This window comes from Jannaschia aquimarina, assembly GCF_000877395.1.
GTDB classification, from domain to species: Bacteria; Pseudomonadota; Alphaproteobacteria; order Rhodobacterales; family Rhodobacteraceae; genus Jannaschia; species Jannaschia aquimarina.
In genome coordinates this window covers 50,742-72,498 of the sequence record NZ_JYFE01000049.1, presented here as the reverse complement: position 1 = coordinate 72,498, position 21,757 = coordinate 50,742, and the positions used below count along the sequence as shown (strand labels likewise).

22 protein-coding genes and 1 pseudogene are annotated in these 21,757 nt (G+C 67.8%); 13 read left to right on the top strand and 10 right to left on the bottom strand.

The window, feature by feature from the left end; all coding sequences use genetic code 11:
- The 8 genes and pseudogenes from jaqu_RS21665 to jaqu_RS13805 form a co-directional block, all read left to right on the top strand.
- Positions 1 to 773: pseudogene (locus jaqu_RS21665) on the top strand (hypothetical protein); the annotation flags it as partial.
- A gap of 103 nt (positions 774 to 876) precedes the next feature.
- Positions 877 to 2,208, top strand: a complete 1,332-nt coding sequence (gene tolB, locus jaqu_RS13835) for a Tol-Pal system beta propeller repeat protein TolB (protein ID WP_043919584.1) — start codon at positions 877 to 879, stop codon at positions 2,206 to 2,208.
- A gap of 11 nt (positions 2,209 to 2,219) precedes the next feature.
- On the top strand, positions 2,220 to 2,741 hold the full coding sequence (gene pal / locus jaqu_RS13830; RefSeq protein WP_043919583.1) for a peptidoglycan-associated lipoprotein Pal: 522 nt from the start codon (positions 2,220 to 2,222) through the stop codon (positions 2,739 to 2,741).
- A complete protein-coding gene (locus jaqu_RS13825) occupies positions 2,741 to 3,565 on the top strand; it encodes a tetratricopeptide repeat protein (protein ID WP_043919582.1) in 825 nt (274 codons plus the stop codon). The genes pal and jaqu_RS13825 overlap by 1 nt, the downstream gene beginning before the upstream one ends.
- The gene (tilS, locus tag jaqu_RS13820) at positions 3,552 to 4,739 is read left to right on the top strand and encodes a tRNA lysidine(34) synthetase TilS (protein WP_043919581.1); all 1,188 of its coding nucleotides are present in this window, start codon (positions 3,552 to 3,554) and stop codon (positions 4,737 to 4,739) included. The genes jaqu_RS13825 and tilS overlap by 14 nt, the downstream gene beginning before the upstream one ends.
- Before the next feature lie 169 nt (positions 4,740 to 4,908).
- Entirely contained in the window at positions 4,909 to 6,822 is a 1,914-nt protein-coding gene (ftsH, locus tag jaqu_RS13815; protein WP_043919580.1) for an ATP-dependent zinc metalloprotease FtsH, read from the top strand.
- 110 nt (positions 6,823 to 6,932) lie between these two features.
- Entirely contained in the window at positions 6,933 to 7,544 is a 612-nt protein-coding gene (locus jaqu_RS13810; protein ID WP_043919597.1) for a hypothetical protein, read from the top strand.
- Positions 7,544 to 8,146: an MOSC domain-containing protein gene (locus jaqu_RS13805; RefSeq protein WP_043919579.1), complete on the top strand. Its 603-nt coding sequence runs from the start codon at positions 7,544 to 7,546 to the stop codon at positions 8,144 to 8,146. Before jaqu_RS13810 ends, jaqu_RS13805 begins: the two co-directional genes overlap by 1 nt.
- Here the strand turns inward: jaqu_RS13805 and jaqu_RS22260 are convergent.
- Together jaqu_RS22260 and jaqu_RS13800 are read right to left on the bottom strand one after the other, a co-directional pair.
- The gene (locus jaqu_RS22260) at positions 8,143 to 8,274 is read right to left on the bottom strand and encodes a hypothetical protein (protein ID WP_269078995.1); all 132 of its coding nucleotides are present in this window, start codon (positions 8,272 to 8,274) and stop codon (positions 8,143 to 8,145) included. The two genes, jaqu_RS13805 and jaqu_RS22260, sit on opposite strands and share 4 nt — an antisense overlap.
- A 60-nt stretch (positions 8,275 to 8,334) precedes the next feature.
- Complete coding sequence (locus tag jaqu_RS13800; protein ID WP_043919578.1) at positions 8,335 to 9,081, bottom strand: alpha/beta fold hydrolase; 747 nt, start codon at positions 9,079 to 9,081, stop codon at positions 8,335 to 8,337.
- A 104-nt stretch (positions 9,082 to 9,185) separates the two neighbouring features.
- On the opposite strand from jaqu_RS13800, the gene jaqu_RS13795 reads away from it, so the two are divergent.
- Entirely contained in the window at positions 9,186 to 9,656 is a 471-nt protein-coding gene (locus tag jaqu_RS13795; RefSeq protein ID WP_043919577.1) for a hypothetical protein, read from the top strand.
- Positions 9,657 to 9,666: 10 nt separating this feature from the next.
- On the opposite strand, the gene cobT is transcribed toward jaqu_RS13795, so the two are convergent.
- A complete protein-coding gene (gene cobT, locus jaqu_RS13790) occupies positions 9,667 to 10,707 on the bottom strand; it encodes a nicotinate-nucleotide--dimethylbenzimidazole phosphoribosyltransferase (protein WP_043919576.1) in 1,041 nt (346 codons plus the stop codon).
- Between the two features lie 61 nt (positions 10,708 to 10,768).
- Here cobT and cobS point away from each other — a divergent pair, with 61 nt between their 5' ends.
- The 4 genes from cobS to jaqu_RS13770 are packed head-to-tail and all read left to right on the top strand — an operon-like array spanning position 10,769 to position 13,538.
- Complete coding sequence (cobS, locus tag jaqu_RS13785) at positions 10,769 to 11,479, top strand: adenosylcobinamide-GDP ribazoletransferase (protein ID WP_084629849.1); 711 nt, start codon at positions 10,769 to 10,771, stop codon at positions 11,477 to 11,479.
- Between the two features lie 9 nt (positions 11,480 to 11,488).
- Positions 11,489 to 12,169 carry a tellurite resistance TerB family protein gene (locus jaqu_RS13780; RefSeq protein WP_043919574.1) on the top strand — a complete coding sequence of 227 codons (681 nt, stop codon included), beginning with the start codon at positions 11,489 to 11,491 and terminating at the stop codon, positions 12,167 to 12,169.
- Positions 12,170 to 12,173: 4 nt separating this feature from the next.
- Positions 12,174 to 13,172: an endonuclease/exonuclease/phosphatase family protein gene (locus tag jaqu_RS13775; protein WP_043919573.1), complete on the top strand. Its 999-nt coding sequence runs from the start codon at positions 12,174 to 12,176 to the stop codon at positions 13,170 to 13,172.
- A 3-nt stretch (positions 13,173 to 13,175) separates the two neighbouring features.
- The gene (locus jaqu_RS13770) at positions 13,176 to 13,538 is read left to right on the top strand and encodes a hypothetical protein (RefSeq protein ID WP_043919572.1); all 363 of its coding nucleotides are present in this window, start codon (positions 13,176 to 13,178) and stop codon (positions 13,536 to 13,538) included.
- 3 nt (positions 13,539 to 13,541) lie between these two features.
- On the opposite strand, the gene rodA is transcribed toward jaqu_RS13770, so the two are convergent.
- From rodA to jaqu_RS13735, 7 genes are all read right to left on the bottom strand, one after another.
- The gene (gene rodA, locus jaqu_RS13765) at positions 13,542 to 14,711 is read right to left on the bottom strand and encodes a rod shape-determining protein RodA (protein WP_043919571.1); all 1,170 of its coding nucleotides are present in this window, start codon (positions 14,709 to 14,711) and stop codon (positions 13,542 to 13,544) included.
- On the bottom strand, positions 14,708 to 16,648 hold the full coding sequence (mrdA, locus tag jaqu_RS13760; RefSeq protein WP_043919570.1) for a penicillin-binding protein 2: 1,941 nt from the start codon (positions 16,646 to 16,648) through the stop codon (positions 14,708 to 14,710). Before mrdA ends, rodA begins: the two co-directional genes overlap by 4 nt.
- Positions 16,649 to 16,658: 10 nt before the next feature.
- Entirely contained in the window at positions 16,659 to 17,186 is a 528-nt protein-coding gene (locus tag jaqu_RS13755) for a hypothetical protein (RefSeq protein ID WP_043919569.1), read from the bottom strand.
- Position 17,187: 1 nt separating this feature from the next.
- The gene (gene mreC, locus jaqu_RS13750) at positions 17,188 to 18,090 is read right to left on the bottom strand and encodes a rod shape-determining protein MreC (RefSeq protein ID WP_043919568.1); all 903 of its coding nucleotides are present in this window, start codon (positions 18,088 to 18,090) and stop codon (positions 17,188 to 17,190) included.
- A gap of 21 nt (positions 18,091 to 18,111) precedes the next feature.
- A complete protein-coding gene (locus jaqu_RS13745) occupies positions 18,112 to 19,149 on the bottom strand; it encodes a rod shape-determining protein (RefSeq protein WP_043919567.1) in 1,038 nt (345 codons plus the stop codon).
- 180 nt (positions 19,150 to 19,329) lie between these two features.
- Complete coding sequence (locus jaqu_RS13740) at positions 19,330 to 19,830, bottom strand: hypothetical protein (RefSeq protein WP_141134389.1); 501 nt, start codon at positions 19,828 to 19,830, stop codon at positions 19,330 to 19,332.
- Between the two features lie 122 nt (positions 19,831 to 19,952).
- Positions 19,953 to 21,548: a 2-isopropylmalate synthase gene (locus jaqu_RS13735; protein WP_043919565.1), complete on the bottom strand. Its 1,596-nt coding sequence runs from the start codon at positions 21,546 to 21,548 to the stop codon at positions 19,953 to 19,955.
- Between the last annotated feature and the right edge of the window lie 209 nt (positions 21,549 to 21,757).

Here is a 21,757-nt window from a genome sequence, read left to right as displayed (position 1 = left end):
CCACGCCCCCCGCGGCCCCGGCCGATGCGCCCGACGCACCCCTATCTGATCGTCCGTCGCCGCGCCCCGCCGACCGCGTCGCGGACACGGCCGCGCCCCCTCCGCCGCCCGAACTTGACACCGCACCGGATCCCACGCCGGCGACAGAGCCAACCGCAGAACCCGCGCCGGACACCCCGCCCGAGGAAGAGCAGCCGACCGCACCCGAGGAGGCCGCGCCTGTCATCGTTACCGAGGCGGATACGCCCTCGGCCGCGCCCGAGGCGTCGAACCGTCCCAGGCGCCGTCCGACCCGGCCCCAGGTCGCCGCAGCCCCGGCGGACACGCAGGACGACACTTCGACGCCGGACGAGACGCAGACCGCTTCGGCGACGACCGACAGCTCCGATCTCAGCGACGCCATCGCCGGAGCCCTGTCTGAGGCAACGTCCGATCCGGCCCCCGCCCAGGCCGCCGGCCCGCCACTGACCTTCGGAGAGGAAGACGGGTTCCGCATCGCAGTCGGCGGATGCTGGAATGTCGATACCGGCGCGCAGTGGAGCCAGACCGTGGTCACCGTCGCCTTCGCGATGGATCGCGACGGCAATCCTCGGACCGATACGATCGAGATGATCTCGACCAATGGCGGCGCCGATGCCCGCCGCGCCTTCGAGGCCGCACGACGGGCCATCATCCGATGCGCCCGCGGCGGCTACGACTTGCCGTCCGAAAAGTACGCCCATTGGCAGCAGGTCGAGATCACGTTCGACCCGACATCCATGAGCCTGAGATGAGATACCGCTCGCCGATCCCGGCGCCGCTCCGGGCGGCCCCATCGACACTGCGCGTCCGGCGCGCGAAACTGGACATGATGCGCCCCCAAGGGAGACGCCAGATATGAAACGACTTCTCTTCGCCGCCCTGACCGCGCTGGCCGCCCTTGCCGCGCCGCAGGTGCAGGCACAGGACCAGCCCGGCCCGCTTCGGATCACGATCACCGACGGTGTGATCGAACCGATCCGCTTCGCCGTGCCCAATTTCGTCGCCCGCAATGCGGCGGCGGGCGATATCGCGCAGGACATCACGCGCGTCATCAGCGCGGATCTCGCCAATACGGGGCTCTTCGAGGAGATCCCGCAGGATGCCCATATCGCGCGCGTCTCCTCCTTCGACAGCTCGGTGCAATGGTCCGACTGGAAGGCGATCAACGCGCAGGCCCTGATCACCGGTTCCGTGCTGGTGGAAGGCGACGGGCGGCTGATCGTACAGTTCCGCCTCTTCGACGTCTTCTCCGAGCAGCCGCTGGGCGAAGGTCTCCAATTCGTCGGCACCGCCGATGGCTGGCGGCGCATGGCTCACAAGGTGGCGGATGCCGCCTACAGCCGGATCACCGGCGAGGACCCCTATTTCGACAGCCGCGTCGTCTTCGTGTCGGAGACCGGGCCCAAGGACGCCCGGCTCAAGCGCCTTGCGATCATGGATTACGACGGCGCGAACGTTCAGTACCTCACCTCGTCCGACAGCATCGTCTTGGCCCCCCGCTTCAGCCCCGACGGCGCGCAGATCATCTATACCAGCTACGAAAGCGGCTTCCCGCGCGTGACCCTGATGGATGTCGCAAGTCTCCAGCGGCGGACGGTGGGCGGCGAGACGCAGAACATGAGCTTCGCGCCCCGCTTCTCGCCCAGCGGCGACCGGGTGGTCTATTCGGCCGAGGCGTCGGGCAACACGGATCTCTACGCCCTCGATATCGCCACCGGCGCGACGACGCGCCTGACCAGTGCGCCGTCCATCGAGACGGCGCCCAGCTTCTCGCCCGACGGCAGCCAGATCGTGTTCGAAAGCGACCGGTCCGGGCAGCCGCAGCTCTACGTGATGCCCGCTAGCGGCGGCGAGGCGCAGCGGATCAGCTTCGGCGACGGGCGCTACGGCACTCCGGTCTGGTCGCCACGCGGCGATTACATCGCCTTCACCAAGCAGACGCCCGGCCGCTTCCATATCGGCGTGATGCGCACCGATGGCAGCCAGGAGCGGTTGCTGACGGGCGCCTTCATCGACGAGGGGCCGACCTGGTCCCCCAATGGCCGCGTGATCATGTTCACGCGCGAGACGCCGGGCGCCGCCGGGGCGCCGGCGCTCTATTCCGTCGACATCACCGGACGAAACCTGCAACGTGCCGCCACACCGGCGGCGGCCTCAGATCCCAATTGGGGCCCGCTCCTGAATTAAGAGGTTCGAGCATGAAGACCCTTCCCCTGATCCTGGCCGCGACACTGGCCCTGTCGGCCTGTGGCGACCGCCTTGGCGGCGCGGGCGGCGTGAACGACGACGGCTTTGCCGGCGGCGCTGCGGGCGCGAATGGCGCCATCGTTCCCGGCAGCGCGAACGATCCTGCGTCGCCCGCCTACTTCCAGGCCCGTGTCGGTGACCGCGTCCTGTTCGCGGTCGATCAATCGACGATCACGCCCGAGGGCCAGGCGACCCTGCGCGGTCAGGCCGAATGGCTGAACGCCAACCCGTCCTATACCGCCCTCATCGAAGGTCATGCCGACGAGCAGGGCACCCGCGAGTACAACCTCGCGCTCGGCGGTCGCCGGGCCAACGCCGCGCGCGACTACCTGATCACCCAAGGCGTCGACGCGACCCGGCTGCGCACGATCTCCTACGGCAAGGAGCGTCCGCTCGAGGTCTGCTCCACCGAGGAGTGCTACGCGCAGAACCGCCGCGCCGTGACCGTTCTGGCTGCCGGAGCCGGCGTCTGATGCGTCGCGCCGTCGCCCTTTTCGGGATCAGCCTTGCCCTTTCCGTCCCGGCGGCGGCGCAGGATACCGAGACGCTGGCGGACATCCGTCAGCAGCTCACCGTCCTGAACCAGGAGGTTCGCTCGCTCACGCGCGAACTCTCCACCACCGGCGCCGCCCAACTCGGGATCGAGGGGACCAGCTTCCCCGACCGCGTGATGGCGCTGGAATCCCAACTTCAGGAGTTGACCGCCCGGACGGAACGCCTCTCGGCCCGTGTCGAGACGGTATCCCGCGACGGCGGCAACCGGATCGAGGATCTGCGCTTTCAGCTTTGCGAACTGACCTCCGATTGCGACATCTCCGCCCTACCGAACCCCGGCCCGTTGGGCGGCGCTGGGGACCAGGGCGCGGCCGCCCCGACGGCCCCGCCCGCGGGCCAGGGCGGTGGCGGACAGCTGGCCGTCGGTGAGCAGGCCGAATTCGACGCGGCCCGCGCCGCGCTGGAGACTGGGCGCAACGCCGAGGCGGCTGAGGCCTTCGGTCGTTTCACCGCGACCTATCCGTCCGGTCCGCTGACCGATCAGGCACGGCTGCTGCGCGCGCAGGCCCTTGCCGCAGACAACCAGTCCGGAGACGCCGCCCGCGCCTATCTCGATATCTTCTCGGCACGCCCGGACGGACCACAGGCAGCGGCGGCTCTTCTGGGTCTCGGGCGCGCGCTCGGCTCTCTGGGGCAGATCGAAGAGGCCTGCCTCACCCTCGACGAGGTGGGCGCGCGTTTCCCCTCGGCGCCGGAAGCGTCGGAAGCGGCAGCGGCGCGCACCGGCCTTGCCTGCCCCTGATCCGCTTGGCGCCGCGCTCGATGCGGCGCTGACCGGCGAACCGGTGGGCATCGCCGTCTCGGGCGGGAGCGACTCCATGGCCCTGCTCGTCACCGGGATCGCACAAGGCCGTACGCTTCGTGCCGTCACAGTCGACCATGGCCTGCGCCCGGAGGCGGCGGAAGAAGCGGATCAGGTCGCCGCCTTCTGCGACGGGGCAGAGGTCCCACACGATACGCTTCAGCTTCACCTAGAAGATGGCGCGGACCTTCAGGCCCGCGCCCGGCAGGCGCGCTATGCCGCCCTGACCGAATGGGCGCGGGCCCACGATCTGCCCGTGGTCCTGCTCGGTCATACCGCCGATGACGTGGCAGAGACGCTACTGATGCGGCTCGCCCGGGGGACCGGGATCGACGGCCTCGCCCGGATGCCTGCACGCAGCGGCACGGCACCCACCTTCGTGCGGCCCTTTCTCGACCTGACGCGGCAGCGTCTGCGCGACCATCTGACGGATCTCGGCATCGGCTGGATCGAGGATCCCAGCAATGACGATTCCCGTTTCGAACGCGTCCGTATCCGGCAGCACATGCAAGCGCTGGACCTCGACCCGCTGCCGCTGGCCCGCTCCGCCTCTGCATTGGCCGAAGCGTCCCGAAGCCTGGACTTACGCGCCCACGACCTCGCCCAGTGCAACCTCTCCGTCGACGGGCCGGATGTCCTGATGCCGCTGGACGCGGTGCGCCACCTCCTGGAGACCGAGCGCGAGCAGCTTCGCCGCCTGCTGGCAGGCGCGATGGCTTGGATCGCGGACCGGCCTCGCGGTCCGGATCTCGCCCGCCTTCTCGGCGCGCTTGAAGGCGAGGACCGGAAATGGACCCTGGCCGGCTGTCTCGGCACCCGAGAAAGGGACGCGCTGCGCCTGACCCGCGAAGCCGGTACCTGCCCGCCTCCCGAATTGGGTGCGGACATCTGGGACAGATGGCACATCGACGGCCCCGTCAGCCCCACCACCTCGGTCGGCGCGCTCGGGGAGGATATCGCCCGGACCCCGTGGCGAGAGAGCGGTCTTCCGAGAGCCAGCCTCTTGGCGACGCCCGCAATCCGAGAGCAGGGCGAGTTGATCGCCGCTCCGCTGGCGGGCATGGCGAACGGCTACGGCGCACGGCTTCGGGGCGCCCCGAAGCCCTTTACGTGACCAAATCGCGGCCAACCCCGTCCAGTCGGTAAAAGGCGCAACCATCCTGCCGGGATTGCTGCTGCGACGATCCGGGTCGGGGATGTTCGTTGAACCTAAACCCTCCGGGCCCTATGTTCCACAGCAACGACACTGCGGGGCGCGACCCCGCGACATCCGGAGATATTCCTTGGGCAACGCGCGCAACATCGCCTTCTGGGTCGTCCTCTTCGTTCTCGTCATGGCCCTCTTCCAGCTCTTCTCGGGCGGCAGCGGAAACATGGCGTCGCGGGACGTGCCCTATTCCGAGTTCATCAACCAGGTCGAAAACGGCTCCGTCAGCGAGGTGACGATCGACGGAGAGCGGGTCTTCTTCCGCGGTGCAGGCGGGGCCGAACAGGTCACGATCCGGCCCGACGGCGTGGACGTGACCGAACTCCTTGTGGATCGCGACGTCATCATCGACGCCCGCCCACAGGAACAATCCGGCTTCCTGTCGGCGCTGGGCCTCTGGCTGCCGGTTCTGGTCCTGATCGGTGTCTGGATCTTCTTCATGAACCGGATGCAGGGCGGTGGTCGCGGTGGCGCGATGGGCTTCGGCAAGTCGAAGGCCAAGCTGCTGACCGAAAAGCACGGCCGCGTCACCTTCGACGACGTGGCCGGCATCGACGAGGCCAAGGAAGAACTCGAAGAGATCGTCGAATTCCTGCGCAACCCGCAGAAGTTTTCCCGCCTGGGCGGCAAGATTCCCAAGGGCGCCCTTCTGGTCGGCCCTCCGGGCACCGGTAAGACGTTGCTGGCCCGCGCCATCGCTGGCGAGGCCGGCGTGCCGTTCTTCACCATTTCCGGCTCCGACTTCGTCGAGATGTTCGTCGGCGTCGGCGCGAGCCGCGTGCGCGACATGTTCGAGCAGGCCAAGAAGAACGCACCCTGCATCGTCTTCATCGACGAGATCGACGCAGTTGGGCGGTCGCGTGGCGTGGGCTATGGCGGCGGCAACGACGAGCGCGAGCAGACGCTTAACCAGCTTCTGGTCGAGATGGACGGCTTCGAGGCCAACGAGGGTATCATCATCGTCGCGGCCACGAACCGCCCCGACGTGCTGGATCCCGCGTTGCTGCGACCGGGCCGCTTCGACCGTCAGGTCCAGGTCCCGAACCCCGACATCAAGGGCCGTGAAAAGATCCTCGGCGTGCATTCCCGCAAGGTGCCTTTGGGCGCGGATGTGGACCTTCGCATCATCGCGCGGGGCACACCCGGCTTCTCGGGCGCCGATCTGGCCAACCTCGTGAACGAAGCCGCGCTGATGGCCGCCCGTGTCGGGCGGCGGGTCGTCACGATGGAGGATTTCGAGAGTGCGAAGGACAAGGTGATGATGGGCGCCGAACGCCGCTCCATGGTCATGTCCGAGGACGAGAAGAAGCTGACCGCCTATCACGAGGCGGGTCACGCGATCGTCGGCCTCAATACGCCCCAGCACGACCCGATCCACAAGGCGACGATCATCCCGCGCGGCCGTGCGCTGGGCCTCGTCCTCTCCCTGCCGGAACGGGACCGGATTTCCGCCTCCAAGACGTGGTTCACCAGCCGGATCGCCATGGCGATGGGCGGGCGCGTTGCCGAGGAGTTGAAGTTTGGCCCCGACGAGGTGACGTCGGGCGCGTCGCAGGACATCAAGCAGGCCACGCAGATCGCCCGAGCGATGGTGACCCAGTACGGCTTCGCCGAGGAACTGGGCATGGTCGATTACGCCAACGAGCAGCAATCCTATCTCGGCGCCTATGGCGGCGGCACCTCCCACAGCGAAGAGATGCAGAAGCGGATCGACGCGAAGGTGAAGGAGATCATCGACGAAGGATACGCGACCGCCAAGCGGATCCTGACCGAGAAGAACGACGAGTGGGAAAATCTCGCTCAGGGCCTTCTCGAATACGAGACGCTGACCGGCCCCGAGATCATGAAGGTCATGAACGGCGAGGCGCTTAACCGCGACGATGACGACGATGGTGCCGATACCGGGGGCTCCAGCCTGACCGCGGTGCCGAAGACGAAACCGCGGGCAAAGCCCGATCTGGCCGGCGACCCCGCGCCCGAGCCGACCTGACATTCGACCCTGTTCCTAAAGGCCCCGACGATCCGTCGGGGCCTTTTCTCGTTCACGCCCCCGGCGACAGATGGTTTGTGACGGGCCGGCGTCTGCCCTATGAAGCGGCAATGGTCAGCCCCGCCTCCCCTTCCACCTCCTCGACCAATTGGCTCGTGCTCGCCCTGTCCGCCATGGCGGGCCTGCTCGTGGGTTGGCTCGTCTACGATCCGGGTGCGGCCTTCATGAAGGAAGGCGGTCCCGTCGAGGCCGCTTCTGCCGCATTTCTAGTCGTGGCCGCCACCCTCGCCGCGCTCCGGGGCCTCTGGGCGCCAGCGGCGTTGATCGGCTTCCTGGCCCTCCGCGAACTGGATTTCGACAAGTCGTTTCTGTCCGAGGGCATCCTGCAACTCCGCCTCTATACGGGCGACGCGCCCCTTTCCGAGAAGGCGATCGGGGCTGCCGTCGTCGTGGCGATCCTTGCGACGCTCTGGGCGAACCTGAGACTTTTGCGGCACTGGGGCGCCGGCCTTCGGCCGCGGGCGTCGTGGGCGTGGATCGTCCTCGCTTCGATCGCGATCGTTGTGGTCGCGAAGACGCTGGACGGTCTGGGCCGCAAACTCGCGGATGTGGGGATTCTCATTTCCGAGAATGCGGACGGCATCGCATCCCTGATCGAGGAATGGCTCGAACTCGGATTCGCCGCGGGCCTCGTTCTCGCCGTCCTGCGATACCCGCGCTGATGCCCGCCCTTCTGCAGACAGACCTGACGGGAGAGGTCGTCTGGCTCGGCACCGTGCCGGACCGTCAAGCCCAACTGGCCTCTGCCCCGACGCACGCCCTGACGCTCACCTTCGCAGGCCCGGAGGGCGAGGACCATGGCGGCCTGACGCGACCCTCTTGCAGCCGCGTGACCTCTCAGTACCTGAAGGGAACCGAGATCGCGAACACGCGCCAATTGTCGATTCTCTGCGCAGCGGAGACTCGGCGCATCGCGTCTGGCATGGGCATCGAAGATTTCGACCCGGCATGGCTGGGAGCGACCATGGTGATCGAGGGCTTGCCCGACTTCAGTCATCTGCCCCCATCATCCCGCCTGCAATTCGGCGGGAAGGGCGGCGCGACCGTGGTCGTCGACATGCAGAACAGGCCGTGCACACTGCCCGCACCCGTTATCGAGGCTGCGGCACCGGGCACAGGCGCTGCCTTCAAGGGATCGGCGAAGGGTCTGCGCGGCGTGACTGCCTGGGTCGAACGCGAAGGGAATGTCGAGTTGGGGCAGAAAGTCACCCTCCACATTCCCGATCAACGGGCGTGGAAAGAACATCCGCGAGGCAAACCTTAGGCGAGCGCAAGTCCGGTCAGGATGGCGAGCGCCAGTCCGGTCACGAAGCCGAGGTTGATCAGAAGTCCGGTCGTCGTCATGGCAGTATCCTCACAAATCGAATGGGCGCCGAAGCGTTCTGCGACCATAACCGAATCGGCGCCCCAACGGTTCCCGGGAAATATCAAGAGCTTTAGTTAAAAAGCGCCTTACGCATCCAGAAATGCGCGGATTGCCGCCTCGAACTCTCGTGGCTTTTCGGCGTGCAGCCAATGCCCCGCCCCCGGCAGACTTGCAAAGCGGGCCTTCGGAAACAACGACTTGATCCGCTCGCGATGTTCGGGCCGAACGTAGTCGCTCTCGCCCCCCGAAAGGAACAGGGTCGGCCCTTCGAACCTGCCATGGACCTCCGGAAAGCCGACAATCCTCTCCATTTCGGCATCGAGCACATCGAGGTTCAGCATCCATTGCCGTCCCTTCACGTCGAGCGATTGCAACAGAAAGGCGCGGGTTCCGTCATCGGGCACGTCGGCAAGCTGCGCGGCGGCGTCAGACCGGCGGTCCACATCGTCCAGCCGCACCGCGCGCATCGCCTCGATGAGGTGGGACTGTCTGTGTGCATAGGCGACGGGCGCGATATCCGCGACGATCAGCTTCCGCACCAGTTCGGGCCGCGTCAGGGCAAGCACCATCGCGGTCTTGCCGCCCATCGAATGGCCCAGCACGTCATGCGGCCCGCCGGCCGCGACCTCAGCCAGATCGGCGGCGAGATCCTCGTAGCCATGCGCCTCGAACCAGGGCGACGCCCCATGGTTGCGCATGTCCACCGCGATCACTTCCCGGCTATCCGATAGTCGCTTGGCGACGACGCCCCAATTGCGCGCCGAACCGAACAGGCCGTGTGCGATCAGAAGCGGCGTCCCGGACGGCTCGCCATGGCGGATCGTGTGCAACATGGCCGCACCTTGTCCCCGGCGCGGCGACAAGGGAAGCCCCGGCTACTTCGATCTCCGGCAATCGGTCTGGCAGCGCCGCCCTGTCCAAGCTAAGGCCCGCATCCATGTCAGAGCCGATCCACATCCTGCGCCCGTCGGTGCCACGCCGCGCCATCGCTTTCGCGATCCAGATGGTTCTGGGAACTCTCCTGCTTTGGCTGGCCTTCGCGCACCCGCCCGAAAGTCTGTTCCTCCGCCTCTTTCTGGTCATCCTGGGGATCGGCGCCCTGTTCCTGGGGTCCTGGGGCTGGCAGGCCAGCGCACAGGCGATCGAACTGCACGAAGACGGCCTTCGCGGCGAGGACGGCACGTGGATCGCCCCGCTGTCGAACATCCGGTCCGTGGATCGCGGCCTCTTCGCGTTCAAGCCGTCCAACGGCTTCATCCTGCGGCTTCACGACCCGATGGAGCGAGCCTGGGCACCCGGCATGTGGTGGCGCATGGGCCGCCGCGTGGGCGTGGGCGGGGTGACGTCGGGGGCGGATGCCAAGATCGCGGCGGATGCCCTCGCCGTGATGGTCGAACGCAAGAGCTGACGCCCGGACGTCACCCGTCCGACACGCCCGCCTCGGCGAAGGTCGCCATGCCGGAGTGGCATTCCACCGCGCCGCGCAGGATCTGAAGCGCCAGCGCCGCGCCGGACCCTTCCCCCAGCCGCAATCCCAGATCCAGCAGGGGCCGCTTGCCCATCGCCTCCAGCATTCGCCCGTGCGCCCCTTCGGCCGAAAGGTGCCCGGCCACCGCGTGATCCAACGCGTCGCGCCGTTCGGCCCAAAGCGTAAGCGCAGCCGCCGAACAGATGAACCCGTCCAGCACCACCGGGATGCGGTGCATCCGCGCGGCGGCGATCGCCCCCGCCATGGCCGCCAGTTCCCGCCCGCCCAGTGCGGCGAGAACCTCTAGCCCGGACCGTGCCGGATTGGCCGCCAACCCCGCCGCGATCGTTTCGCGCTTGCGGGCCAGTCCCGCCGCGTCGACGCCCGTGCCCGCCCCGGCCCAATCGTCTCCGCCCAGAAGCGCGCTCGCGATGGCGGCGGCAGAGGTCGTGTTTCCGATCCCCATCTCGCCCGCCACCAGCAGATCGCTCTCGGGGCGTACGGCGGACCAGCCGGTGCGGAACGCCTCGACCATTTCCGCCTCGGACATGGCCGGGCCTTGCGTGAAATCGGCCGTCGGCCGGTCCAGCGAAAGGGCATGGACGTCCAGCCGCGCCCCGGCCATTTCGGCCAGTTGGTTGATCGCGGCACCCCCGGCGCGGAAGTTCGCGACCATCTGCCCGGTGACTTCGGCGGGGAATGCGCTGACGCCACGTGCGGCAACGCCATGATTGCCCGCGAAGACGAGAACCTGCGGCAGCTCGATCCGGGGGCGCGGATCGTCGCGCCAGCCTGCATACCAGACGGCCAGCTCTTCCAGGCGGCCCAAAGCGCCCGGTGGCTTCGTCAGAACGGCGTCGCGGGCCCTTGCCTCGGCCTCGGCGACTGCCGATGGGCCGGGGAGCGCGGCCAGGGCGGCGCGGATCGCGGCGATGTCTCTCAGGTCACGGTTCGGGGTCTCTTGGGCCACGGGCTTGTCTCTTTCGGTCATTCGCCGTCTGTCATGGCGTGTTCCCAGAGCGGTCGCCACCGAATCCGAAATGAAGCCCGACATGATCTCCGCCCTGATGCTGCTGACGCGCCTGCCGGTGCGCGGGCGCCCCACGGATCCGGCGGCACGGGCGGCCTGGGCGTGGCCGTTGGTCGGCCTGCCGATCGGCGGCGCCGTGACACTGGTTCTTCTGGGCGCCACCGCTGCGGGCCTCGGCACGGGGATTGCCGCCGCGCTCGCACTCGCCACGGGAATCGCGCTCACCGGCGCCCTGCACGAGGACGGCCTCGCCGATGTCGCCGACGGCTTCTGGGGCGGTTTCACCCCGGCCAGACGGTTGGAGATCATGCGCGACAGCCGGATCGGCAGCTATGGCACGATCGCGCTGATCCTCTCGCTGCTGGCCCGCTGGTCGCTGCTGGTCGCCGTCGCGACACAGGGCCTCTGGTGGGCGCCAGTGGCGGCTGCGATGGCGTCTCGCGCGGCGATGGCCGTGCACATGCGGATGTTGCCCCCGGCGCGGATGGACGGCCTGTCCCACGGCGCGGGGACGCCACGCCGGAATGCCACGATCATCGCCGTGGCCTTCGGGGCGGCCGCCCTGCTCCCCTTCGGCTCGGACGCCGTCGTCTCGCTCGGGCTCCTCGGGGTCCTGATGCTGGCCTTCGCCAGGCTCTGCCGCGCCAAGATCGGAGGTCAGACCGGCGATACCTGCGGCACGACGCAGCAATTGAGCGAGATCGCCGTTCTCGCCGTGCTGACGTCAGGGTAGAACAACTCCATGAGCCTCTGGTCCCGCATCCTCGACGCGCTTGCCCGCCTCGCCCCCGGCGAAGCGCTGACCGCGATCTTCGACCGCCTGCGCGGACCGCCCGAACGTTCGGTCGCCTTCACCATCGCCGTCATCGCCCTGGGCGCGAAGATGGCCAAGGCCGACGGCATGGTCACCCGTGCAGAGGTCGCCGCCTTCCGCGAAGTCTTCCACATCCCGCCCGACGAGGAGGACAATGCCGCCCGCGTCTTCGACCTCGCCCGAACCGACGTCGCGGGATTTGACGACTACGCCCGACGCATCAAGGCGATGTTTCCCGACGACGATCCGATCCTGCGCGATCTGATGGAGGGGCTCTTCCACATTGCGATGGCCGACGGCCATTACCATCCGGCCGAGGACGAGTTTCTGGGCCACGTTGCCGACATCTTCGCCCTGTCTGAACGCGAGTTCCGCGCCCTGCGCGCCCGCTTCACCCCGGGGCAGGAGCCGGATCCCTTCGACATGCTGGGCCTCGATCCCGATGCCACGCTGGAAGAGGCGCGCGCCGCATGGCGCCGCGCCGTGCGCGACACCCATCCAGACGCGCTGATGGCGCGCGGCCTGCCCGAAGAGGCGATCAAGCTGGCCGAAAAGCGCCTGATCGCCATCAACCGCGCGTGGGAACAGATCCAGGCCGAGGCCGCCTGAGCCGATGCGCCTCGTCTCGTGGAACGTCGAATGGTTCGACCGTCTGTTCGACGACAAGGGCCGGGTGATCGCGACCGACGCATGGTCCGCCCGCTACGAGGTCACCAAGCGCCGTCAGGCCGAAGCCATCGCCGAGGTCTTGCGCCAACTCGATCCTGACGCGGCCCTGATTATCGAAGCACCTGACTCGTCTCATCGCCGCTCGGGCCAGGCCGCGCTGGAGCATTTTTCCGAATGGGCGGGCCTTCGGCAATCCCGCGCCCTGATCGGCTTTGCCAACCACACCCGCCAAGAAATCGCGCTGATCTACGACCCCGATGTCGTCACCGCCCGCCACGCGCCCGGCGAAAGCGCCGAAGCCCCCCGCTTCGACCGCGAATTCGGCTTCGATCTGGACACCGACCTGCGCGCGGAACGGCTGGTCTGGTCGAAGCCACCGCTGGAACTGGATCTGGAGACGCCGCTGGGACCGCTCCACCTGATAGGGGTCCACGCGAAATCGAAGAACACCAACGGCGCCGACGAGGACGAGGCGCTGCGCCTCGCCATCCTGAACCGTCGCAAGCAGCTCGCGCAATGCATCTGGCTGCGCCGCCGGATCGACGACCGAATTGCGGGCGGCCGCCTGATCGTCGCGGGCGACTTCAACGACGGACCGGGCCTCGACCGGTTCGAGACGCTCTTCGGCCGCTCAAGCGTCGAGATCGTGCTGGGCGAAGGCGACACCGCGCTGGTCGAACCCCATGCCGTGCCGCCTCGCATCGGCGCCGCCGCGCCGACGACGGCCCGGTTCTGGGACGACAGCGGCAAGCGCTGGCTCAACGCGCTGCTCGACTTCGCGATGGTCTCTCCGGATCTCGCCCCGCAGGCAAGCTGGCGGATCCTGCACCCCTTCGACGATGCCGAGGCGGCGGGCGATCCGGCGCTGCAATCGGCGCTTCTCGATGCGTCGGACCACTTTCCGGTCGTGCTTGACCTCGCCGCGACAGACGACCACCTGTAGATCATGAGACATGTTATCCTGATCCTCGCGCTCTCGCTGTCCGGCCCGGCCGTGGCACAGGGCACGGATGCGCCTTCCGCCGACGAGCCGCCCACGATGGTCGAGCGGGGCCTGCGCATGTTCATGGAAGGCCTCCTGCAAGAGATGGAGCCCGCCCTCGACGACATGGAGCAATCCCTCCGCGAGGCGCAGCCCCTGCTGGAGGAATTGCGGGACGAGATGGCCCGCGCGCTCGAAGGGTTCGACGAGACGATCGGCGCCTACCATCCGCCCGAGATGCTGCCCAACGGCGACATCATCATCCGCCGGAAAGAGCCGCTGGCCGACGGGGTCGAGCCGAACCCCGACGGGTCCATCGACCTCTAGGCCCTACCGGCGCAGCAGGCGCCCCTCGCCGGGCAGGCGAGGCCGGTGGACATGGGCCGACTGGACCAGCCCGAACGCCACCATCAGGACCAGCATCGCCGAACCGCCGTAGCTGACCAGCGGCAACGGCACGCCGACGACCGGCGCCAGCCCCATGACCATCGCCATGTTGACCGCGAAGAACAGGAAGAACGTCACCGCCACGCCCAGCGAGACGAGCGATGCGAACCGGTCCTTCGTGCGCAGGGCCGTATAGACGCAGAAGGCCACGATCAGCACATAGAGACCCAGCAACGACAGCGATCCGATGAAGCCGAACTCTTCGGCCAGCGTGGTGAAGATGAAGTCGGTATGCTTCTCCGGCAGGAAGTTGAGCCGCCCCTGCGTCCCCTGCATGAAGCCCCGCCCGGTCAGGCCGCCCGATCCCAGCGCGATCTTCGATTGCGTGATGTGATAGCCCGCGCCCAGCGGGTCGTTCTCGGGGTTCAGGAAGGTGTCGATCCGACGGTACTGGTAATCCTGCAGGATTTGCCAGTCGGTGCCCTTGGACTTCAGTACCGCCGTCACCAACCCGACGCCCGCCGCCGTGACGGTGGCGAAATAGGCCCAGTGGACACCGGCCAGGAACATCACCGCGCCCCCGCCGAGGATCAGCAGGATCGAGGTGCCCAGATCGGGCTGCTTGATGACCAGCGCCACGGGCAACAGGATCAGGACCACGGGGATGATGACCCAGATCGGGCGGCTGACCTTCGTGGCCGGAAGCCAGTCGTAATAGGCCGCCAGCACCATCACCAGCGTGATCTTCATCACCTCCGAGGGCTGCAGCCGCATGAAGCCGAGGTCGATCCAGCGCTGCGCACCGCCGCCCGTCGCGCCGACCAGTTCGACAGCAACCAGCAGCAGCATCGCGATGGCGAACATCAGCGCGCTGACGTTGCGCCAGAACCAGATCGGAACCATCGCCACGATGAACATGGCCGTCAGGCCCAGCAGGAAGCGCTCGATCTGCGCTTCCGCCCATGGCTGCATCGACCCGCCCGCGACGGAGTAGAGCACCATGAAGCCCAACCCGGCGACGGCCGTCACCGTCAGCAGCAGGGCCCAGTTCAGCGCCAGCACCTTGTGCAGGCCCTGCGGGGTGCGCGCGACGTTATACTCCAGATAGCTCACGCCTGGCTCGTCCCCGTTCCGCCCACCCTGGGAGCCAGCGGCATGGCATCGAAGCGTTCCGCGATCTCCTCGCGCTGGCCTGTCGGGTAGGCCTCCAGCGGCGGCACGTCTCCGTGCAGCGCGTAGAGCATCACGTCCCGCGCCACCGGCGCCGCCGCCTTGGATCCGCCGCCGCCATGCTCGACAACGACCGAGACCGCGTATTTCGGATCGTCATGGGGCGCATAGCCGACATAGAGCGCGTGGTCCCGCCGCTCCCATGGCAGGTCCTCGTTGCGGAAGACGCCGCGTGCGCGCTCTGCCGCGGTGATGTTGCGGACTTGGCTGGTGCCGGTCTTGCCGGCCCACTTGATACCGGCCAGATCGAACTTGGACCGCCCCGCTGTGCCGCCCCGCGCGTTGACCACTTGGTACATCGACTCCCGCACCTGATCGAGCCAGCTCCGCGGGATATCCAGCGTCCCCTTGACGCCGGACGGCTGGTCCACGCCGTCCACCGACTTGACCAGACGCGGCGTGATCTCCAGACCCGAGGCCAGCCGCGCGGTCATGATGGCAAGCTGCATCGGCGAGGCCAGCACGTAGCCCTGCCCGATCGAGGCATTGATGCTGTCGCCGATCCGCCATTCCTCGCCCCGGCGGACCCGCTTCCATTCGCGGTCCGGAATCAGCCCGTCCGAGACAGAGGTCATCTCCAGCTCCGGCGCGATCCCCAGGCCCAGCTTGCGCGCCATGGCGGCGATGCGGTCGATCCCGGTCTTCTGCGCCAGTTCGTAATAGTAGATATCACAACTCTCGCGCAGCGACTTCTTCAGGTCCACCCAGCCGTGCCCGCCCCGCTTCCAGCAGTGGAACCGGCGGTTCGAGACGGTGATGTGACCCCCGCAATAATGGGTGTCGCGCGGTGTGACCTGTCCGGCCTCCAGCGCCGCCAGCAAGGTGACCATCTTGAAGGTCGACCCCGGCGGGTAGAGGCCCTGCACGATCTTGTTGTGCAGCGGCCGATGGTCGTTATCACGCAGCACGGCGTAATCCGGCACGCTGATCCCCTGCACGAACAGGTTGGGATCGAAGCTCGGCGACGAGACGGCCGCCACCACATCCCCGTTGCGGCAATCCAGCACCACGCAGGACGCGCTTTCCGTACCGAGCCGGGCCTGCACGAAGTTCTGCAGGTTCGCGTCGATGGTCAGACGCACGTCGTGCCCTGACACGCCGGGCACGCGGTCCAGCTCCCGCATGATGCGCCCGGCGGCGTTGACCTCGATGCGCTTGGTCCCCGCCCGCCCGCGCAACACGCTCTCCATCGCCCGCTCGGTCCCGGTCTTGCCGATCTGGAACTGAGGCGTGCGCAGCAGCGGGTCGTCGGTCGTATCCTGCTCCAGGTCGCGCTCTGTGACGCGGCCGACATAGCCGATGACGTGGCTGAAATCCTGCCCCCGCGGATAGACCCGGCTCAGCCCGACCTCGGGCGTGATGCCGGGCAGCGCGGGCGCGTTCAGCGCCACGGCCGACAATTCCTCCCAGCTGATCCGCTCGGCCAGCGTGACCGACACGAAGGAAGGCGATCGCTGCATCTCGCGCATGGCACGCTGCAACCGGTCCTCATCCAGCCGCACCAGGCCGCGCAGCTTGGCGATCACCGCATCCACGTCGCCTGCATCCTCGCGCCGCATCGAGATCCGGTAGATCTGCTCGTTCGCGGCGATCTCGGCGCCGTTGCGGTCGAAGATCAGACCCCGCGCGGGCGCGATCAGATGGACATTGATCCGGTTCTCTTCGGCCAGCAGGCGGAATTCCTGCGCCTCGTCCAGTTGCAGATGCGCCAGCCGCGCCGTGAGCAGACCGGCGATGCCAAGTTGCGCGCCCCCCAAGACGAGGGCACGCCGGCTGATCCGCCGGGCCGAAAACGTGGTTTCCTGTTGGGTCCGCTTCATTCCCCTACCCTCACGCACGCGCGCCCAGCGTGTCCAGTTCCCCGGGCTGCAACCGCCTGACCCCCAGTAATTGCGAAAAGATCACGACCGGGGGGTAGAACACGATCGTCGCCAAGGCGTGCAAGGCCTGACCGCCCAGAGGCGGTGTCTGGGCAAGCAGCAGCGCAAGCGACAGATGATAGGCCGCAAAGGCGGCGACGATGCAGCCCGAGACCAGCGCGACCTCGTTCCAGAACGGCAGCGACTCGGTATGGTCCACGCGCCGGCGCAGCCATTCCGACATCAGAAGCACGATCAGCGTCCAGAGCCCCAGGGGCCGCATCAGCAGCGCATCGTCCAGCAGCAAAAGCGGCACCATCAGCCACAAAGGCACGTAGTCCGGCCGCCGCAGGACCCAGGCGAAGATCAGGCAGACCGTGAGTTCGGGCCCGGGCACGCCCCCCTCGCCCGGCCCGAACGGCAAGAGCGCGAAGAACAGCACCGTGCAGGCGAGCACGACGAAGAGCAGGCGATAGCCCCAGACCCGGCGCGGCGCCATCTCAGCCGTCCCCCGGCGGTGCGGGCGGCCCCTGCATCGGGCCGGACGGGGGCTGGATCAGCCCGCCGGTCGTCTCGATGGGTCGCGCGGCGCGGGTCCGCAGGACTCGCAGGAATTCCAGCCGCGCCAGGTCCGCCGACAGACGCACCCGCAGCGCGCCGTTGCGGTCGCGGACCACCTGTCCCACCAGCAGGTCGGGCGGAAAGACGCCCCCGTCGCCGCTGGTGACGACCCGGTCGCCCGCCTGCACGTCCTCGGGCGTCTCCACGAAATCCAGCGCGGGCAAGGGCGTCGTGTCGCCCGACACGATGGCCCGCAGGCCCGAGGGCTGGATCGTCACCGGGATCCGGCTGTTCCCGTCGGTCAGCAGGATCACCCGTGCCGTGCTGTCGCCCACCCCCGAGATGCGGCCCACCAGCCCCAGCCCGTCCATCGCCGCCCAGCCGTCACGGATCCCGTCCTCGGCGCCCACGTTCAGCAAGACGGACCGGCGAAAGGGCGAGCCGCTGTCGGTCAGCACGACGCCGGTCACGAAGGTCAGGCCGGGCGACAGGCGGACCTGGTTGAGATCCAGCAGGCGCGCATTTTCCTGCTCGAGCTGGATCGCCGCCTCCTGCCAGGCCTTCATCTGCTGAAGCTCGCGGCGCAGTTCCTGGTTCTGCTCGTAGACCCGGGCGTAGCCGCGGAAATCCTCGATCAGACGCCCCGCCCAGGTCACCGGCGCCAGCGCCCATTCGAAACTGGGCACGACCCGGTCGACCAGCCCGGCGCGGATCCGTTCGGCGCGCGGGTTGTCGATGCGCCACAACAGGACCAGCCCGATCAGAAGCAGGCAGGTCAAAGCGACCAGCAATCGCCGCAGCGGCCGGCCATAGACTTCGTCGTGGGATCGGGTGCGGGCCATGGCGCCCCCAGTTTGAACGACTTAGCTCTCGTAGTCGATGACGTGGGACAATTGGCGCTCGTATTCCAGTGCCTTCCCGGTCCCCAGAGCCACACAATGCAGGCTCTCGTCGGCGACGCTGATCGACAGGCCGGTCTGTTCCCGAAGGGCAAGGTCCAGCTCCCCAAGAAGAGCGCCACCTCCGGTCAGCATCACGCCCCGGTCGACGATGTCCGCCGCCAGATCCGGCGGCGTGGATTCCAGCGCCGTCATCACCGCCTCGCAGATCTGCTGGACCGGTTCGGCCAACGCCTCGGCGACCTGAGCCTGACTGACCTCGGTCTCCTTGGGGACGCCGTTCAGCAGGTCGCGGCCGCGGATCGTGACCACCTCGCCGCGTCCGTCCTCCGGCATCCGCGCGGTGCCGATCTCCTTCTTGATGCGCTCGGCGGTGGCCTCGCCCACCAGCAGGTTCTGGTGGCGCCGCAGATAGGAGATCAGCGCCTCGTCCATCCGGTCGCCGCCCACCCGGACCGAGCGGGCATAGACGATGTCGGCCAGCGACATGACGGCGACCTCGGTGGTGCCGCCCCCGATGTCGACGACCATCGAGCCGGTCGGGTCGGTGATCGGCATCCCCGCCCCGATGGCCGCGGCGATGGGCTCCGCGATCAGGCCCGCCTTGCGCGCGCCCGCGCCCAGCACCGATTGCCGGATGGCGCGCTTTTCCACGGGCGTCGCGCCATGGGGCACGCAGACGATGATCTTGGGCTTCGTGAAGGTCGAGCGCCGGTGCACCTTGCGGATGAAGTGCTTGATCATCTCCTCGGCGGTGTCGAAATCGGCGATGACGCCTTCGCGCATGGGGCGGATCGCCTCGATCGAGCCGGGCGTGCGCCCGAGCATCAGCTTCGCATCCTCGCCCACGGCCAGCACTTCCTTGCGGCCGTTCTTCATGTGGTAGGCCACGACCGAGGGTTCGTTCAGCACGACTCCCTTGCCCTTGACGTAGACGAGCGTGTTCGCCGTCCCGAGGTCGATCGCCATGTCGCTGCTGAACAGGCTGCCGAAAATGCCCATGAATTGCCCCTTGTTCCCCCAAACGTAACGACCCGGCGAACGGGGCCGGGCGCGGGTTTTGCTCTCTCTAGCGGGGGCCGCGCATGGGCGAAAGGGCGCTCATGCAGGGTGTCGGCTGCAAATCGCCGGTCTTTCATGGCGGGATCGGCGGCCGGGGCGCAGGGCACCCCGGCGGAGGTTTCATCCAATTGGCCCCATGCGCGACAGCGCGAGGGTGAAGAATGACTGCCCATTCGACTCGTCGTAGGTCCCGAAGATCAGCATCGTGTCATTGTCCGGCTGACCGCCGATGTCGAAATCCTGGTTCTTGCGATAGCGGCAATAGCGCGCCTGCCCTCTCAGCCGGGCGTTGCCCCAGGAATGCAGGACGATTTCGACCCGTCCCGATTGAGGATGCAGGATCACCGTGCTGCGATCCGTCCGCGTGTCGAACTCCTCCTGCATCCTCTGCGCCTGCAACGTTCCGTTCGAGGCGCGGACGAACGTGACATTCGCCGTCGAGTTGTGCGTCACCGCTCCGCGATCCTTGACCCGGGCATAGCTGCCGACGTACCACCCGGTCTCGCTGCGCAATTCTTCAGACATGTCCGCCAGCATGTCGCTGCACCGGACTTCCTGAGCAGCCGCGGGCGCGGCAAAGCCCAGCGCGGCCACCAGGATTGCAATTCTCGTTCTCAACATCTTCGACCTCTTCCACCTGATACGACGGACCGAAACATTCGATCCGCCAACAAGTTATCGAGATCGGGACTCATCGCATAAGTAAGCCATACCCTACTTCCGCGCGGCCGCGGACCGACGTGTCACCCCACATCCTTGTAGCTGACCTCGCGCGCGTCCTTGCCGGCCTTCTCGCGCCGGACCAGCAGGCGGTTGAGCGCGTTGACATAGGCCTTCACGCTGGCGACCACCGTATCCGTGTCCGCCGACTGGCCCGAGACGATGCGACCGTCCTCCTCCATCCGGACGGTGACGGTGGCCTGCGCGTCGGTGCCCTCGGTCACGGCGGAGACCTGATAGAGCTGCAGGCGCGCGCTATGATCGACCAGCGCCTTCACCGCGTTGAAGGCGGCATCGACCGGCCCGTCGCCCGTCGCGGTCGAGGACCGCTCTTCGCCATCGACGGTCAGCGTCAACTCCGCCTCCTGGGGGCCGTCGGTGCCGCAGACCACGCGCAGCCGCTCCACCCGGATGCGGTCCTCGGCGGCGCGCTCCTCGGCCTGGACGAGCGCGATCAGATCGTCGTCCATGACCTCCTTCTTGCGGTCCGCCAGCGCCTTGAAGCGCACGAACACGTCCTGCAACTGGTTGTCCGCCAGATCGTAGCCCAGATCCTTCAGCTTCGACCGCAGCGCGGCGCGGCCCGAATGCTTGCCCATCACCAGCGAGGTCTCGGTCAGACCCACATCCACGGGGCGCATGATCTCGAAATTCTCGGGATTCTTCAGCATCCCGTCCTGATGGATGCCGCTTTCGTGGGCGAAGGCGTTCTTGCCGACGATGGCCTTGTTGAACTGCACCGGAAACCCCGAGACGGCGCTGACACGGCGACTGATCGCCATGATCTTGCGGCTGTCGACGCCGGTCTCGTAAGGCAGGATGTCGCCGCGCACCTTCAGCGCCATGACGACCTCTTCAAGTGCGGTGTTGCCCGCCCGCTCGCCCAGACCGTTGATCGTGCACTCGATCTGCCGCGCGCCGCCCTCGACCGCAGCCAGCGAGTTGGCCGTCGCCATGCCCAGATCGTTGTGGCAATGGGTGGCGAAGGTCACGTCCGCCGCGCCGGGTACCTCGGCGATCAGGCGGCGGATCAGGTCCGCGCTCTCGACGGGGGCGGTGTAGCCCACCGTGTCGGGGATGTTGATCGTGGTGGCGCCCGCCTTGATCGCGATCTCGACGACGCGCGCCAGGTAATCCCACTCGGTCCGGGTGGCATCCATCGGCGACCATTGCACGTCCTCGCAGAGGTTCCGCGCATGGGTCACCGTCTCGTGGATGCGGTCGGCCATCTCGTCGCGGGTCAGGTTGGGGATGGCGCGGTGCAGGGGCGAGGTGCCGATGAAGGTGTGGATGCGCGGGCGCGCGGCATGGCGCACCGCCTCCCAGCAGCGGTCGATATCCTTGAGGTTGGCACGCGCCAGCCCGCAGATGATGGCCTGTCTGGCGTTCTTCGCGATCTCGCTGACGGCGGCGAAATCCCCGTCCGAGGCGATGGGAAAGCCCGCCTCGATGATGTCCACGCCCATCTCGTCCAGCATCGAGGCGATCTCGAGCTTCTCGTCGTGGGTCATGGTCGCGCCGGGCGATTGCTCGCCGTCGCGCAGGGTGGTGTCGAAAATCTTGACGCGATCCTTCGATGCGGTCGCGGAGGCGCCTCTGGGCTGGTCTGCCTGGGTCATCGTTCTGGTCCTTGTTCGCTTCTGCTTTCCCCGGCGCTGCGCCTATAGAGCGTGTCGCGCCGGATGGGCCACGCTCAGCGGAGGCTAAGAAGCAGAAGAAGGTCCAAGGTCGCCATGCGCGATAGGATACGGATCGCGGCGGCCATGTGAAGCCCCTTTCGCGCCACTGGCCGCGCCGCGTCCGGCGCGCTACACCGCCGCCGAACATA

What these genes read in the sequence shown, in the direction of transcription:
- jaqu_RS13810 (WP_043919597.1), top strand. Translation starts at nt 6,933, where the DNA reads ATGGTCAGCCCCGCCTCCCCTTCCACCTCCTCGACCAATTGGCTCGTG.
- mreC (WP_043919568.1), bottom strand. Translation starts at nt 18,090, where the DNA reads ATGGCCCGCACCCGATCCCACGACGAAGTCTATGGCCGGCCGCTGCGG.
- jaqu_RS13825 (WP_043919582.1), top strand. Translation starts at nt 2,741, where the DNA reads ATGCGTCGCGCCGTCGCCCTTTTCGGGATCAGCCTTGCCCTTTCCGTC.
- jaqu_RS13770 (WP_043919572.1), top strand. Translation starts at nt 13,176, where the DNA reads ATGAGACATGTTATCCTGATCCTCGCGCTCTCGCTGTCCGGCCCGGCC.
- mrdA (WP_043919570.1), bottom strand. Translation starts at nt 16,648, where the DNA reads ATGAAGCGGACCCAACAGGAAACCACGTTTTCGGCCCGGCGGATCAGC.
- jaqu_RS13800 (WP_043919578.1), bottom strand. Translation starts at nt 9,081, where the DNA reads ATGTTGCACACGATCCGCCATGGCGAGCCGTCCGGGACGCCGCTTCTG.
- jaqu_RS13735 (WP_043919565.1), bottom strand. Translation starts at nt 21,548, where the DNA reads ATGACCCAGGCAGACCAGCCCAGAGGCGCCTCCGCGACCGCATCGAAG.
- pal (WP_043919583.1), top strand. Translation starts at nt 2,220, where the DNA reads ATGAAGACCCTTCCCCTGATCCTGGCCGCGACACTGGCCCTGTCGGCC.
- jaqu_RS22260 (WP_269078995.1), bottom strand. Translation starts at nt 8,274, where the DNA reads ATGGTCGCAGAACGCTTCGGCGCCCATTCGATTTGTGAGGATACTGCC.
- cobS (WP_084629849.1), top strand. Translation starts at nt 10,769, where the DNA reads ATGATCTCCGCCCTGATGCTGCTGACGCGCCTGCCGGTGCGCGGGCGC.
- jaqu_RS13740 (WP_141134389.1), bottom strand. Translation starts at nt 19,830, where the DNA reads ATGTTGAGAACGAGAATTGCAATCCTGGTGGCCGCGCTGGGCTTTGCC.
- tolB (WP_043919584.1), top strand. Translation starts at nt 877, where the DNA reads ATGAAACGACTTCTCTTCGCCGCCCTGACCGCGCTGGCCGCCCTTGCC.
- jaqu_RS13805 (WP_043919579.1), top strand. Translation starts at nt 7,544, where the DNA reads ATGCCCGCCCTTCTGCAGACAGACCTGACGGGAGAGGTCGTCTGGCTC.
- jaqu_RS13775 (WP_043919573.1), top strand. Translation starts at nt 12,174, where the DNA reads ATGCGCCTCGTCTCGTGGAACGTCGAATGGTTCGACCGTCTGTTCGAC.
- jaqu_RS13755 (WP_043919569.1), bottom strand. Translation starts at nt 17,186, where the DNA reads ATGGCGCCGCGCCGGGTCTGGGGCTATCGCCTGCTCTTCGTCGTGCTC.
- jaqu_RS13780 (WP_043919574.1), top strand. Translation starts at nt 11,489, where the DNA reads ATGAGCCTCTGGTCCCGCATCCTCGACGCGCTTGCCCGCCTCGCCCCC.
- jaqu_RS13745 (WP_043919567.1), bottom strand. Translation starts at nt 19,149, where the DNA reads ATGGGCATTTTCGGCAGCCTGTTCAGCAGCGACATGGCGATCGACCTC.
- jaqu_RS13795 (WP_043919577.1), top strand. Translation starts at nt 9,186, where the DNA reads ATGTCAGAGCCGATCCACATCCTGCGCCCGTCGGTGCCACGCCGCGCC.
- cobT (WP_043919576.1), bottom strand. Translation starts at nt 10,707, where the DNA reads ATGACCGAAAGAGACAAGCCCGTGGCCCAAGAGACCCCGAACCGTGAC.